The sequence below is a fragment of the Paenibacillus sp. LC231 genome, from assembly GCF_001860525.1.
Classification (GTDB): Bacteria; Bacillota; Bacilli; order Paenibacillales; family Paenibacillaceae; genus Paenibacillus_AQ.
The window spans coordinates 90,450-105,924 of sequence record NZ_JFOM01000014.1; the positions used below are offsets into that span (position 1 = coordinate 90,450).

Sequence of the window (15,475 nt, forward strand, 5' to 3'; positions counted from 1 at the left end):
GAAAAAATGATTGCACTATTCAGCACACTCCGATGGGCTTACCATCATATGCCAGCGTCTTTACGATGCCTATCGCATCGAAAACGTATATATCCAAATAAAGAGCCCCACCCGCTAACACGGATGAAGGCTCATCTTACATTTCAATTTCATTTCAACGTTTAAAATTTAAAATTGATCAGGTCCAACTGCCTCTGCATTCCATTTGGAATGCCGTTTAAAAACTTAGTCCCGCTCGATCAATCCGTACTTGCCGTCATCACGCTTGTAAACGACATTTACTTCTTGTGTGTCAATGTTGGAAAATACGAAGAAATTATGGCCTACCATGTTCATCTGCAGGATCGCTTCTTCCACGTCCATCGGCTTCATGGTAAAACGTTTCGTACGGACAACTTCGTAATTGTCCTCGTCATACTCGACTTGCTCTGCCTCCATCTGACTGGTTGCCGCTGCTCCGTTTGCCGCAATGAGCGTCTTCAGTCCGCCCTCTTGCTTGATCTTACGGTTCAGCTTGGTTTTGTGCTTGCGAATCTGACGTTCCAACTTGTCCACAACAGCGTCAATGGAAGCGTACATATCATCGCTTCGGTCTTCCGCACGCAGTACCACGCCTGTGAGCGGAATGGTCACTTCCACTGTGTGCAATCCTCGAATGACATTCAGTGTGACATATCCTTCGGAGGTGGGGGGTGCATCAAAATACTTATCTAGCCTGCTGAGCTTCTTGTCAACATAGTCCTTCAAAGCATCGGTCACTTCAATTTGTTGACCTCGGATAGTGAATTGCATTGGGCACTCCTCCTTTGCACCTTCATTATAACATTTTGTTAAGGCTATGTAAAAAGTCAGAATTGTGAATTTTAGCACAATATTTTAAAGGGGTCGGCGCACAGAAAAAAGACTCCGGACGAACCGGAGTCTTGGGCTAGCGAATCTCGAACTGTTAATCATCTATACCGTTTATGTAGGTCGGCTGTGCCGGGATGATTATAATTTGATTACGTTAGCTGCTTGCGGGCCACGAGCGCCTTCAACGATCTCGAATTCTACGGATTGTCCTTCTTCCAGAGTCTTGAAGCCCTCGGATTGGATCGCGGAGAAATGTACGAATACGTCGCCGCCGTCCTCAGTCTCGATGAAGCCATAACCTTTCTCTGCGTTGAACCATTTCACTTTACCTTGCATGCACTAACATTCCCTTCATTGTCAAATAAAGTGTGACACTAATTGTCCACATTTCCGACTATAGCACCCGACTTATCCAGTGTCAATTACCAAGAAAAAGGTTTTCTTTTGCAGAAAACCGGGAAAAATGTCGACTTGGCTTCACGACTGAGTTGGCGGGTGAAAATAGTCTTCGGACAAAATAGGTTTAGGGTTATTTACCCGGTAAAAAATATTATGAACCATGTTCCTTCAGAAAAAATCTTCTTAATTATACAAACAGATTCTCAAGCAGCCAAAATGAAGCCATACAAAAAAGCTCTCGGCAACGCCATCTGCGTCGCCAAGAGCATAAGTTATTTTAAACATCAGTCGTCTTAATGGGCACCCGGATCATAGGGCGGGGTTTCCGGTACACTTGTCCCCGTATCATAAGAATTCACTTCAAACGTAATAATCTTATCATAGAATACATAATCCTTACGATTTACAAACGGCCCTTTATTATTATTGTATTTATTGATACCATACATAGCTGTTCCAACGCCGTTGGCACGTTCTTCATACCAGTTAATGAAGGCATTCACCTCCGTCATGGATAAGTCGTACTCTCTATCGATGCCATTTAAAAGGATAAGACGAAGCAAGGCCCGCTCTCCTTCTTGACCATCACCAGGACCGGGAGGATTTACTGCTCTTGTGGTTTTAAAGATACCAGGAATTTCTTGCTCGATACTCACTTTACCTTAGTGTAGGTATCATATAGTAACTCCTCTTTCATAAGCCTCTTCTTTAACCCACTTTGAATCGGGGTAAAGACTATTTATTTTTTGAAGAAGCTCACGACTCGTTTTTGCATCCATATCACTATAGATTCTCCATTGTTCATATAAAACATTAAAATCCAATTTTATTTTTTCTGCTTTCTTGAAATAAAACAGAGCATCTTCCATTGCACCTAGTTTTCTGAGAGAGTTAGCTGCGACCATATATATTTTTCGGTTAATCTGTTGATCGCTGGTTTCAACCAACACATCAAGCGCTAACGCATCGAAACCGTACAATTGCAAACATTCTGCAATAATTAATTTCAATTCCGGCTGATCTGTCGCATTAATTAATATATCTATAAATTCGTATTTTTGCAGTTGAATAATATCTGTAACGAGTTGTTTCCATATAACTAGAATAGAACGATTAACTGGAATTTCGCTAACTTTCTTAGTATCCACTAAATTTTTGAACCATTTCAATTCTTTTGATGATAGTGATAAATCAAAGTGATCCAATAAACCAGAATTCTCAGTTGCCATCGCCAAAAATAATAGATTGGAATTGACTTGCGGATCTTTTTCAACAGACTGCTCCTTGTTGCTTAAGAAATCCGAAATTGCTTCTTCATACTTACCAGCCACAATATAATAGAAAGTAGAAACCGGATAAACGACGTCCATCCCGAAATAAATCAAAAACTCATTTAGTAAAGGACTTCTTTGTTGGTACAGGTAGCTTATAAATTGAATGTATCTTTCTGGTGAAAATGGCCAAATCGAACTAATTGTTTGAAATATCTCGCTATTTTTTGCGTTTGGATAAATAGATAGGAATATATCAAAAATCGCCAATGTATCCGGCGAAGCTTTGGCTGCTTGAACAATATACTTTAAGGCTTCTTCATGATTTTCCAAAGCTAGACTAATCTCTGCCAATTTAGCTTGAGCCATATAAGAGCCTGTCCCATCATAGTGTTGGACTAACTTATATGCATTCTCTTCCCCGATCTCTAGACATTGTTCAAAACATTTTTGTGCATCCTTGATCAATCCCCATTCCATAAATACAAGGCCCATTTGATACCAGAAATCCGGAACGTCTTCATAAAGAACGACAGCATCTTTACCAACTTTTATAGCTTCTTGAAATTGCCCCAACGCCTGCAAACACTTCATAATATCCAAAACTACTTTTTGAGAAAAAGCATATTGGGTACCTAAAGAGTAGGACTTTTTCAAGGCAATCAAAGCATCATGGTGCTTCTCTTCCAAAATATACTGCATACCCAAATTATAGTAATTGAACGCTGTTGGTTTCGTTTTGATTTCTTTTAGTAAAATTTTCAAATTCCTCTGAGCTTTTTGTTTAGTTTTGACGAGATGTGTTTTATACCCTTCGTGAAAAATCTCCATAGAAGATAAAAATCCATAACGTTCAATATCGAAATCAGAAGGAACCTGCTCATGCAATGCTCCCCTATAACGTATATCTGAAGAGTTTCTGAATAATCTAATAAATTGGTGAGATAGGTATAATCCCGATCCCAAATCATTCTTTATTCGAATATAATAGAAGTCTTTATTCAACTGTTGAAGAAGATCGTTTTGAGGAAAACGAAGTATTTCATCTGCATCCAACTGAAGAATATACTCCGATGATGCAAACTCTATCGCAAAGTTTCTTGCTGCCGAGAAATCATCAATCCATTTGAAATCAAATACTTTATCGGTATATCTTTTTGCTATATCTTTAGTTTTATCTGACGAACCTGTATCCACAATGATTATCTCATCAACAATACCTCGAACGCTTTCAAGGCATCGTTCCAAATAGCTTTCTTCATTCTTGACAATCATGCATAACGAAACCGAATTATGATTCATTGGTCCAATTCCTTTCTTAGTGCAGGAGCCTTCGCAATCTTTCTTTTGCCTGCGTGTAACCGTCCCTGCTGCTTAATTGATAATGATGGACTGCTTTTTTAAGTTGACCAGTTAATTCATAGAATAGAGCTAAATTATAATGAGCCTTAAATGAGCCAACTCCTTTGACAGTTTCATATTTAATGCTTGATGCTTCACCCATTTCGGTGCATTTTTTAAATACATCTGGTATTTCTTTGAACGCATGTATGTTTCTTGATTCAATAAGTCCTACACCATACATAAAATATAAATCGGTATAATCAGGGTATAAATCAATAGCCAACTTATAATATTCCGATAAAGCGTTAAATTTCTGCAGGGGGATACAACAATATCCCATTGTCAATAAGGCTGAACTCAGGAAATTTCTCCTTGAACTTTGAAGTTCGGTTTCGATACATTTATTTAAAAAATGCTCTGCTTGAACATAATCTTTCATGACATAAAAAGTTCTTCCTATCTGAAATTGAATATAGCTTGGATCAGGGTGTTCTGAAAGTTCACTCAGTAATAATGCCAAATTGCGCTCGTATTTATTTTTCTTCGTCATTTGTAATGCCGAATAACCCAAATGATTTACTTTAATTTGAGAATCGACTGCGAGTTGAATTGGTTTCCCTAAAAAAGTTAATTGCTCATGTATCTTTCCTGTATATCGATAACGCTCATCCCTTGGAAAAATGCGGACAATTGTTGTAGAAGAAGTATCTCCAGACATCGTTTCATTTAATATTGTGATTGTTCCGGCGGAACCAGGATTTCCTTCTATTTTTTCACACAGACGCTGAAGTGCTTCTGTATTGCCTTCAATGATCATCTCATCCGCATCCATAACCAATATAAAGCGCTGCGTTGCCATTTCAATGGAGTAATTTCTCATTTCAGAGAAATTATCATTCCATTCCTTCTTAAATACTTTTGCTCCCAGATTTTCAGCCAACACAGGAGTTTGGTCTGTTGAACCCGTGTCTACTACGACGATCTCTTGCACAAACGGTTTAGCTGAAAGAACTGCCTGTTCGATAAATTCTGATTCATTTTTCACAATCATGCAAAGCGATAATCCAGCAGTAACCATATACCCTCCAGAAAAGAAGGAGCAGGCGAGAAACGCCTACTCCAAAATTTGTTAGAATTATTGATAAGTGTATCCACCGGCCAATACTATAGATTGGCCGTCACTGTTCTCTACTTTAATGTCAACCGGACCAGATACGGTGCTAGCTGGAACACGAGCTCTTACTTCTCCGGTCGAATAGAATAAAGTTTGGACGCTTATGTTATTAATATATACTTTTGTTGTGGACTCAAAATTCGTGCCCTTAATAGAAATGAAGGAACCGCCTGCAAGAGTACCTGAGTTAGGAGTTACACTGGTAATCACTGGAGCTGGTTTTTGAGGAGGGGTTTCGTAAGTGAAACCACCAATGACTTCAGCATATTGTCCGTCTTTATTGACAACCTTAACATTGACTGGACCACTAACGCTGGTAGCAGGTACTCTACCACGCACTTCACTGGCACTATAGAATACGGTTTGCACCTCAACATTATTTATCCAAACTTTCGAATTAGCATCATAATTGGATCCTTTGATACTAATATAATAACCACCTGTTATTTGTCCCGTGTTTGGCGTTATGGAAGTTACAACAGGAGATGGCGGTGGTGGCGGAGCAATATAGGTAAAGCCGCCGGTAACAGTAACTTCCTGACTATCGCTATTCATTACCCGTACATCTACCGGACCAGGCTGAGATGCTTGTGGCACCCTTGCTCTTAACTCATTGCCAGAGTATAGAATGGTTTGTACTGCCACATTGTTAATATATACAACAGATGAGCTATTAAAGTTTGCTCCTGTAATAACAATAAGATATCCTCCTGCTATTTCACCTTTGTTTGGCCTGATTTCCGTGACTGACGGCGGCGGAGGCAATAAATAAGTAAATCCGTCTACAAGGAGCCCCTCTTGCCCATCACTATTAACAACTTTAACTGTAACCGGGCCGGCAGTTGTTTTAGCAGGTACCATTACCCTAATTTGTTTAGGCGAATAATACACAGAGTTCAATAATGTATCATTAAAATATACCTTAGTACTGGAACTAAAGTTGTCTCCATTAACGAAGCTATAATATCCTCCCGTCGTTATACCGCTATCAAGAGATAATGAAGTTATCATTGGCGCAGGTGGTGGTGGTGGTGTGATATAACTGAACGCACCTGCCGCAATTGCAAATTGTTCATCGGAATTCACTACTTTGACATCCGCTACTTTCGCTACCGGAGAAGCCGGAACTCTGCCTCTTAGTTCATTGGCTGAGTAGAAAACAGTCTGAACAGGCTTGCTGTCAATTTGCAAAATAGATGAACTTGTATAGTTTGCTCCTTTAACTGTTAAATAGTATCCCCCTTCAAGGTACCCCTCGTTAGGTGTTACCGAGGTGATGGTTGGTGCAGGCGCTGGCGGAGGAGCCAAATACATAAACGCATCAGATGCAATAGCTTCCTGACCGTCCGAATTAACTACTTTAACATCCACTTCTCCAGGGGTTTGAGAAGCTGGAACTCTCATTCTAAGTTCACCGCTGGAGTAGAAAATTGTTTCTACTAATGAACCATTAAAATGGATTTTTGCTGTGGAATCAAAATTACTTCCCAGTACCTTTATTAAATATCCGCCTTGCAGTGCTCCCTCGTTAGGGGTTACTGAAGAAATAACAGGCGCTTCCTTCAACGGTGGGGCCAGATAAGTGAAGGCTTGAGGTGCAAGTGCTTCTTGACCGTCCGAATTGACTACTTTAACATCCACTCCGCCAGGAGTTTGAGAAACTGGAACCCTCATTCGGAGCTCACTACTGGAATAGAAAGTAGTTTCCACTAATGAACCATTAAAATAGATTTTTGCTGTGGAATCAAAGTTACTTCCCAGCACCTTTATTAAATACCCGCCTTGCAGCGCTCCCTCGTTAGGGGTTACCGTTGATATAACAGGTGCTTCCTTCGGTGGCGGGGCAAGATAAGTAAATGCTCCAGATGCAATGGCTTTTTCACCACTCATATTTAACACTTTGACATCAACTGCACCACTCATAGTAGAGGTTGGAATAGTTATACGAAGTTCATTACTGCTGTAGAATAAAGTCGCAGCAGAAACGTCATTGACAAATACTTTCGATGTGCTTTCGAAATTAGTGCCCTTTACTACAACAGTATACCCACCCTTCATAGTTCCTTCATTTGGAGTGATTGTAGTAATCGTCGGCACTGGTGGAGGTGGTGGGCTCAAATATTCAAAAGCATCAGGTAAAATGGATTCTCTGCCATATTGGTCTATTACTTTTACATCAACTTTTCCTGGAGTTGTAGCTTTAGGTGTAGTAAATGTTAGTATTGTCCCACTATTGGATTTAATTTCTACTTTCATAGAATCCAGATATAACTCAGTCACTGATCCAAGATTAGATCCTGTAATACTTACTGCAGTTCCTCCGCTTAAAGGACCTTCAATTGGATTTATCCCCGAGACTACTGGTGCAGAAGGCAGTTGATAGGTAAAACCATCAAGCTCAGTATCTTCTTGTCCATCGGGATTAACTACCTTTACATTAACAATGTCGGCATTTGCCCAGACCGGAGTCCTGACTTTAAGTTGATTGCTACTATAGAACACCACATTTTGAAGTTGTACACCATCAAAAAATACTTTGGCACCATTCAAAAAATGCTGTCCCTTAATGTCCACTGAAAGATTACCTGATACCATACCTTGATTAGGTGAAATACTTTCTATTACCGGTTTTGGATAAACATATTGATATCCGGAATCTAGTACCGCCTCTTGGCCATCCGGATTAACAACCTTCACCTTGACGAATTCTGCATTAACCCAGTTTGGCGTTGTTGCCAATAATTCAGTATTCGAAACAAATTCAGAAGTAATCAACGTGTTATTAAAATAAACTTTCACTCCATTAATGAAATGAGCGCCGTGTATGGTGATACTTTCATTCCCTAACGTTAACCCTTTATTCGGGGATACGTTTTGGACTTCAGGTCCAGTTACATATGAATAAGCTTGTTCCGCAGTCACAGCAGTTGCATCCGGATTGGTTATTAACACGTCTACGGTTTGAGCAGTAGCAGATGGAGGAGTGTTCACAACAATTTGCTTTGATGTCGTAGAAACTACGGTTCCCACTTGATCACCGAACTTAACTTCTGCTCCTGGGAGGAAATAATCCCCGTTTATAACGACTCTGGTTCCCCCAGCCAATGGTCCAATATTGGGGGTAATGGAGGTTATGCTCGGATTGGCAACATATTTGTAAATGGCTGTTGCAAATTGCCCATCCGTATTCGTTACTTTAACCGTAACATCACCTTGGACGCCTTTAGGCGCCGTAACAATCAATTTAGTTGCATCAATATATTGAATGTTTGTAGCAGAATTTGATCCAAACAGGACTGTAGGATTTGGCCTAAAATTCTTGCCTGTAATAACTACGTTCTCTCCGCCGTCGATTCCCCCTCTATCCTCAACAACTGAGGTTATCTCTGGCGCAGGATAAGAAACTTTAATGATAGGATGAGGAACGCTAAACTGATGTGGCGCTCCGGCATAATCCTTGTAGGTTACATTTACGTTTTGTTCTCCGACAGATACCTCGCCCGTTTTCCCTCCAACTTTATGGCGAATCTTATAAGTTAAGGTCAGTGTTTGTTCCTTTAATTCATTAAACTTGAATGTTAATGTGTTCCCGTTAACTGTAGGTTGAGGAATGTTATGCAGATAAGAGTCCGGGACAATTTCAAACTCTGGTCCTACACTGTCGGTTACAGTTACATCATAAGCACTGGCTACTCCAATTTCGTCGACAATAGCCTCGTATATTTCAGACAGTCCAACCGATCCTAACACAAAATGATGGTGGTGTGCTGTTGTAGCCATTTCTTTCATTAGTTGGTTTGGAGCGCTTGAATCCGGATTTTCATTTCCTTTCAGTAAGGCTATAGTATAAAATACAATTTCTTCATTCTTAGCTAAGTTTGCTTGCTGTAAGGCCTGTAACCGGGCATTTTCTACAGGGGACGGTTCCGTTGCTTCCCCGTCTGTCAACAGAAGTATTACCGGTTGGGCATCAGGTCTATGATTGCTTAAAAGCTCGCGCGATTTCTCAATTGCGCTTTTTGTATTCGTTCCTCCATTAGCGCGTATACCATCAATATAGGTTTTTAGTTCGCTCGGATTGTTGGAAAGCTCTTTAAATTTCACGTCACTTGAAAAATCAACAACCCCGATTCGGTGCTTAGAAAAATCCACAAGATCAATAAATCCTTTTGCCGCTGCTTTGGCATTGGCCATTTTATCCTCACCATTATTGTTACTCGGCAACATACTGCCGGAGCGGTCAATTATGAGGATAATATCATTTGGCTTTACAAAACTAGCATCTCCTGATCCTGTTACATCAAGCTGAATTTCCGCTTCGCCACCTTCGAGGATTCCAGTCGGACTTACTGTTTTGGTAACCTGAACAGCCTCTGAACTTCCCGCAGCTTGTGAACTAATAGGGAATTGAGTCCATACTAGTACAGCTGCTAAAAATATGTATATATACTTTGACAATGATCCTTTCATTTAACGAGCCTCCTTTTTGACTCTACTTTTTATAATCCACGAAAAAAGCATCCATTCTTTCATACTCGGATACTTTTCCGTATTGACTGGATGCATTTTTCTTCATATTAAACTCAATAAGCTCCTCACCTAAGCCCTTTTTTTCTGATAGAATCATGTTAACGACTTGATCATGCAACGATTTGATCTCAATTAATTTCACATGGTCACATTTCGTGTTCTCCCTCTGTTGCAGTTGAAAAAATAATGCATCAATTTCACCGGCTGTTGCAGCATAATTCTCAAATTTTGGTTCTCTTAATACCTCTTGATACAAACGTATAAGACGATCTTCAAGTGACTGGAATTGTTGCGAATTATCCATGCTCTAATTCCCTCTCCCACTTTTCACTAGAACTAAGGCTTGTTTCCAAGTCTCAAGCAACCCTCTAGCAAAATCAAGTGTTTCATCCAATAACGTTTCATTTTTATTTATAATAAATTGTGCCAAATAGTTGTTGTAGAAGAGGTATAATTCTTTTAAATTCCGGGAGATTTCATACTGTAGGTCCAAAGTTATGATCAATTCGTTAAAAATGCTCCTCACCTTATGCAATACTTCATTCATGATTTCATACTCGCCTTGGGTATATAGCTGTTTTGCCTTAAGTAAGGATCTGACAGTCTCCTGATATAGCAAAAGAGTCAATTCTCCCGGACTCGCTGTTTCAACCTGAACTTTTAAGTATTGCAATTGTTGTGCATTCTGCATGTTCAATCTCTCCATAATTCTATTTAGTTGGGACTAGACTTCAGATTAGCCGCCAAGTTGCGAAAATAGCCAAGAACTTTGTGTGTTCAACTTCTGAATGGCCTGTTCCATAGCCGCAAATTTTTTATAATACCGGGTCTCAATATCAGCTAATTTTCGTTCTAAGTCCGATTCCTTTTGGCCTAGTTGTTTTAATTCTCGGCCAAGAACACTGTCGTCAATTGATTCAATGGACCCCGTACCGATTTTTTTAGTGAATTTATTGAGTTGGGCCGTAATCTCCTCATAAAGTCTATCAGCAAAACCAAGCTCTTGCCTTCTCTTTTTGATGTTTTCCGGAGTATCCGCAGGCGTGTCTGAAGTTTGCGTAAAGAGCTGTTTCACTTCATCAAAACGGTTATTTATAGCATCTTGAAGTTTTGCTTCATCAATCTCCAGCTTACCGTTTTCCCTGTAATCAGATTTTACGGTAATACCGATCTGAGATAACAATGCCAACTGATCTTCTGACGGTGTGTCCAGCGGCAGATTCAAAGCGGAGCGAAGAGCTGAAAGTGTCCCTGTAAGCAAAGTGTCATTATACAACGTTCCAGCACGTGCCTTCTTCTCCCATAGTTCAATTTCTTTCTCGGACAAACTGCCTTTCTCTTCGGAAGTTAACGGCTCATATTCACGATTTTTCCTCGTAGTTGCAGTTGTTGAAAACAAATCAACAATTTCATTGTACTTCTCAACGAAACTTTTAATTTTATCGGTAATTCCGGACCGATCAGTAGCAGCACTTATCGTAGCATCTCCGCTTCCACGGAGAGTTACTTGCACTCCATTAATCGATACATTATTAGTACTTGATTTAATTACGTTACTTCCATTAACGGTATATTCCGCATCCTCTCCAGTTTTAGAAAGTTGAGCTGTATCCAAGTTAAAAACTTGTGCTAACGCGTTTGTCGCCCCCCCCGGGGTGATCTCAACCTTTGAAGAAGAACCCGTTGTCGTAGAACTTAGATACAATACTCCTGCGCTTTGATCAAAACTGGCTTTAACGCCAGTTGCCTTCGAATTATTATTTATATCTTTAACAATAGAATCCAAAGTCGAAGTGCCAGCAGTTATGGTAATTTCGGCCGAACCGCTCGCTCCTGTAATTTTAACTGTACCACCGGTTGTCACTGGAGCCGAGGAGGATTGGGTAACTTTATTACCTATAATAGACGCTGAAGAAGCCAACTTGCTTACAGACACCGTGCTCGTGCTTGGATTAGACCCTCCCGACAAAATATCCAGCACACCAGTGTTTGAGGATGATGCCTTTACCGTTTCAAAGTTAGATTCAAAGCGCAGATCATTAACCGCGTTTCTAAAGGAAAGCAGCGATGTATTCATCGAGCGGTAATCTTCGCGTTTCCAAAGCGTGTACTGTTTCTGTTTCAGCAACTTGTCCAATGGCATGCGTTCGGCTTTCATCAAGTCTTTAATCAATGAATCCGTATCAAGGGCACCGCTAAAACCTGTTAATCTTATTGGTCCATTTATGTTCGCCACTTTAACTCCTCCCCCTACATTTTCTCATCTAAAAAAACACCGACTTGTAAACACATGTTGTACATTATGTCCAGCATTTTTTCCGGTGGAATTTCGCGAATCACTTCATTGGTTTCATTTGCAACAACAGCGACCATGATGGTATTTGTCTTCTCATGTAACTTCACCTGAATATGGGTCCCCATATCAGATAACTTCTTGTTTAATTTCTCCATAAGCTCAGGCACTGTATAATCTTCCTTGTTCTTACCACTTACCTTTTCTGTTTGACTTGAAGCTGCGGAGGAGAGATTGTCATTCAACCCTGGGACCGGGAATATAAATGAAGAGTTTTGTTCAACCTTCATTGCTAGCCTCCATTTCACAACAAAAATGGATCTATAGTAAAAAAGCCGGCCGGTTTCCCGGCCGGCTTAATCTCAAGATTAACGAAGCAGTTGCAGAACGCCTTGCGGCTGCTGATTTGCTTGAGCCAACATAGCTGTAGCAGCTTGTTGCAAGATGTTGTTCTTCGTAAATTCGGACATTTCTTTTGCCATATCAACATCACGAATACGAGATTCAGCAGCTTGCAGGTTCTCGGAAGTTGTTCCCAGGTTGTTGATTGTGTGTTCCAAACGGTTTTGAACAGCACCAAGATCAGAACGGATAGAAGAAACCGAGTTGATAGCCGCCTGAACAGAAGCTAAGTTTGCAGCAGCAGTGGAGTTCATAGCGTCTGCAGCAGCTGTGGACAAACTAGCAAGACCAGCAATATCCAAGGAAGTTGCAAGAGCTGCTTTCAGATCAAGGGTAATTGTTTCTCCACCATTAGCACCAACTTGGAATTTAACAGAGCTAGTAGAACCATCCAAGAGTTTCTTAGTGTTAAATTGAGTTTGTGTAGCGATAGATCCGATTTGGGAAGTAAGTTGGCTAATTTCCGAATCAATCTTAGCAGCATCTGTAGTAGTTAATACTTCGTTAGCACCCTGTACATAAAGCTCAGCCATACGTTGCAGCATAGCATGAGTTTCATTCAAAGCACCCTCAGCTGTTTGGATCAGGGAGATACCATCCAAGGCATTCTTCGAAGCTTGCTCCAAACCACGGATTTGGTTACGCATTTTCTCGGAGATTGCAAGCCCAGCAGCATCGTCAGCTGCACGGTTGATGCGGTAGCCGGAAGACAGCTTTTCAAGGGATTTACCTTGTTGAGTGTTGTTGAAAGACAATTGACGCTGTGTGTTGTAAGAACTGATATTGTGGTTAATACGCATGATAAAATTCCTCCTTGGAATGTGTTGGTGATTAGCATCCTTGCTTCACCCTATTGTGATCGGGACATGGCGTTCGGCCGTTACTGCCATGCCTTTCGACCCATATTATATTTATCGGAAACTTTACTCTATTGTTTATAGCAGAATATTAATTTCTAAATAAAAATTATTTCTTTTCTCTTGGAATGACAGTCTGCAATATATTTTGTATATCATCATTGAATTCAACTGCATTTTGATTCTGCTGCTTGATAGCTTCATAAATTTCTTCACGAAATATAGTCACATTCCCAGGGGCTTCAATACCAATTCTGACCTGATCACCATTTACTTCAATAACAGAAAGAACAATGTTATCATTGATCATAATTTTCTGTCCTTTATTTCTTGACAGAATCAGCATTAATTTCAGCCCCCTTCTTCTCTCTTAACAAGGGCTGCTGTGTCGTATATCCCCCATGATCTAAGACAATCTGTGCAGCGCTATTGTTGGATTTATTGATGACAACAGGCGCCTTTAAATTGCAGGATATGTCATCTGCAGACCGGACCGTAACGATAACCATGATCGTTATATCAGATTCATTAGTAATGGCTAATGCCTCAAGCCAGTGTGGTTCCAAATGAAATTCATATTGAGGAAAAAAAACAAAGGGGTCTGTAACAATAAAACTTAGATCTTCATTCTCCGCAGACTGCAAGAACTCAAAGGGACTCGTCTTCTCCTCTGATTGAAGCAAAATATATTTCTGGAAATCTCCGAATCCCAATATCGGACTCTCAAATACGATCATTTGGTTGTTATCTATCTCGATTTTGCCGAATCTTTTTGTATTTACAATCATAGGTTATTCCTCCTTCGTTAAAAACAATAGCTATAATGAAACAAGTTTCATTATAGCTATTGTTTATCTACAACTAGACAACTGCATCAAGCTGTTTACCTGTTGCCGACATAAATATAAAATTTTGATTTATTAAATATGGGTTAACCTTGCCGGGATAATAATCAACTACTGGTTTATGGATCTCGGGATTAAAGCTAACTCCACCTGGAATATAGTTAGTTTTCACTTGACCAGGAATATAAGTAACGTCTACATTATCATATCCAGGATCACCGGTTAGCTCGACCCTTGGACGTTCCTTGAATACGTTATTCCTCGCAATTTCTGCAAATACATTACCGCCCTCATGAGTAGCCATCATACGGTCCCCGTTCTGGGCTATCTCTCCAATGTTCTGCATTGAAATCTGAAGAGAAGATTGTGCTATTCTATCCGTAACCTCTTCAAAGCGAGCCTTGCCTAACGCCGACCACGCCTTGCGTGAATCAATCTCCAATGTTCCCTTAGCTTGCTCCACCTCTAGGATGGCCTTCTTCTGGGTCATATTTATGGATGGTCTAGGCTGCTCTATACTCTGTTGGCCCTTTGTGGATTGAAGGCCAATCTGTGAGTATCCTTGCTGAATTTGTATTCGGGGGATATTCATGCATACCCTCCTTTATCTTAGGAAATCCAACAAACTCGGACGAATAATTCTAGCCATGGTATCTAAAGAAGCCTGATAAACACTCTCGGAAGTCTTGAGATCTATAATAACTTTGGAGATATCTGCGTCTTCCACTTTTGATTGTAAATCCATGTAGTTTAAATTAAGATCTCCAAGCCTGCTAAGCGTAAACTCCAGACGATTTTGTTTACCGCCCATCTCCGCTTGGGCAGTAATTGTTGTCTCGAGATTCTTCTGCAGTGAAGGTATGGCACTTTGAATACCTGCTGTATCATCAGCAAGCAGTGCCTTCTTAAGATTATCTACCACAGCAAATATTCCCGAAGTGTCTCCATATGCTCCAAACACTTGCTCTCCTAAAGTGTTCACAGACACTGTAATTCCAGCACCAACTTGATACCTTACTTCGCCATCATCCAAAGCATATGAGGTTTGGGTTGGGTCATCAGGGAATGGCTTTTCATCGGTTCTCTCACCATTAAAAATATACTTCCCTTTGAATTGCGAATTACCGAGAGAAACCAGCTGCTGGAATAACTGATCCACCTCAGCGGCAATGTTTTCCCTGGCATCCTTCGGCACAGTATCCGTTCCACCCTGAACCGCCAGCTCCGAAAGCTTTTGGATAATCTGTGTAACTTCGGTCATTACCGTATCTCCATACTTTAACCATGCATCCGCATCATCCGCATTTTGCTCAAACTGCGTTGTAGCAGTGATTTGACCACGGTATTGGAGCGCACTGGCTACACCCACCGGATCGTCGGAAGGACGATTAATCCGGCGCTGGGTCATCATTTGCTCCTGATATTTATCCAGTCTGCGATAGTTGCCTTGCAAGCCGCTCATCATGGAGCTAGTCATCATGGATTGGGTTATGCGCATGACTTATTCC

The 15,475-nt window shown here is 40.5% G+C and carries 15 protein-coding genes; all 15 read right to left on the bottom strand.

Annotated features, from left to right (window positions below):
• Positions 1 to 225: 225 nt before the first annotated feature.
• Entirely contained in the window at positions 226 to 792 is a 567-nt protein-coding gene (gene hpf, locus AK95_RS09780; RefSeq protein ID WP_071219789.1) for a ribosome hibernation-promoting factor, HPF/YfiA family, read from the bottom strand.
• A gap of 198 nt (positions 793 to 990) precedes the next feature.
• Entirely contained in the window at positions 991 to 1,188 is a 198-nt protein-coding gene (locus AK95_RS09785; protein WP_009594275.1) for a cold shock domain-containing protein, read from the bottom strand.
• A gap of 356 nt (positions 1,189 to 1,544) precedes the next feature.
• Positions 1,545 to 1,907 (bottom strand): hypothetical protein, encoded by a 363-nt coding sequence (locus AK95_RS09795; protein WP_162487560.1) that lies wholly within the window; start codon positions 1,905 to 1,907, stop codon positions 1,545 to 1,547.
• Positions 1,908 to 1,925: 18 nt separating this feature from the next.
• Positions 1,926 to 3,824: a glycosyltransferase gene (locus AK95_RS09800; protein WP_071219792.1), complete on the bottom strand. Its 1,899-nt coding sequence runs from the start codon at positions 3,822 to 3,824 to the stop codon at positions 1,926 to 1,928.
• A gap of 16 nt (positions 3,825 to 3,840) precedes the next feature.
• Positions 3,841 to 4,944 (bottom strand): glycosyltransferase family 2 protein, encoded by a 1,104-nt coding sequence (locus AK95_RS09805; RefSeq protein ID WP_071219793.1) that lies wholly within the window; start codon positions 4,942 to 4,944, stop codon positions 3,841 to 3,843.
• 57 nt (positions 4,945 to 5,001) lie between these two features.
• Positions 5,002 to 9,510 (bottom strand): IPT/TIG domain-containing protein, encoded by a 4,509-nt coding sequence (locus AK95_RS09810; RefSeq protein WP_071219794.1) that lies wholly within the window; start codon positions 9,508 to 9,510, stop codon positions 5,002 to 5,004.
• Between the two features lie 22 nt (positions 9,511 to 9,532).
• Positions 9,533 to 9,874: a hypothetical protein gene (locus AK95_RS09815; RefSeq protein ID WP_071219795.1), complete on the bottom strand. Its 342-nt coding sequence runs from the start codon at positions 9,872 to 9,874 to the stop codon at positions 9,533 to 9,535.
• Between the two features lie 3 nt (positions 9,875 to 9,877).
• Positions 9,878 to 10,261 (bottom strand): flagellar export chaperone FliS, encoded by a 384-nt coding sequence (gene fliS, locus AK95_RS09820; RefSeq protein WP_071219796.1) that lies wholly within the window; start codon positions 10,259 to 10,261, stop codon positions 9,878 to 9,880.
• 45 nt (positions 10,262 to 10,306) lie between these two features.
• Positions 10,307 to 11,806 (bottom strand): flagellar filament capping protein FliD, encoded by a 1,500-nt coding sequence (fliD, locus tag AK95_RS09825; protein ID WP_071219797.1) that lies wholly within the window; start codon positions 11,804 to 11,806, stop codon positions 10,307 to 10,309.
• Between the two features lie 14 nt (positions 11,807 to 11,820).
• A complete protein-coding gene (locus AK95_RS09830) occupies positions 11,821 to 12,153 on the bottom strand; it encodes a flagellar protein FlaG (RefSeq protein WP_071219798.1) in 333 nt (110 codons plus the stop codon).
• 78 nt (positions 12,154 to 12,231) lie between these two features.
• Entirely contained in the window at positions 12,232 to 13,065 is an 834-nt protein-coding gene (locus AK95_RS09835) for a flagellin N-terminal helical domain-containing protein (protein ID WP_071219799.1), read from the bottom strand.
• A 166-nt stretch (positions 13,066 to 13,231) separates the two neighbouring features.
• Positions 13,232 to 13,468, bottom strand: a complete 237-nt coding sequence (gene csrA / locus AK95_RS09840; RefSeq protein WP_071219800.1) for a carbon storage regulator CsrA — start codon at positions 13,466 to 13,468, stop codon at positions 13,232 to 13,234.
• A complete protein-coding gene (gene fliW, locus AK95_RS09845) occupies positions 13,446 to 13,910 on the bottom strand; it encodes a flagellar assembly protein FliW (RefSeq protein WP_071219801.1) in 465 nt (154 codons plus the stop codon). The genes csrA and fliW overlap by 23 nt, the downstream gene beginning before the upstream one ends.
• A 73-nt stretch (positions 13,911 to 13,983) precedes the next feature.
• Complete coding sequence (locus tag AK95_RS09850; protein WP_071219802.1) at positions 13,984 to 14,559, bottom strand: DUF6470 family protein; 576 nt, start codon at positions 14,557 to 14,559, stop codon at positions 13,984 to 13,986.
• Between the two features lie 12 nt (positions 14,560 to 14,571).
• Positions 14,572 to 15,465 carry a flagellar hook-associated protein FlgL gene (gene flgL, locus AK95_RS09855; protein WP_071219803.1) on the bottom strand — a complete coding sequence of 298 codons (894 nt, stop codon included), beginning with the start codon at positions 15,463 to 15,465 and terminating at the stop codon, positions 14,572 to 14,574.
• Between the last annotated feature and the right edge of the window lie 10 nt (positions 15,466 to 15,475).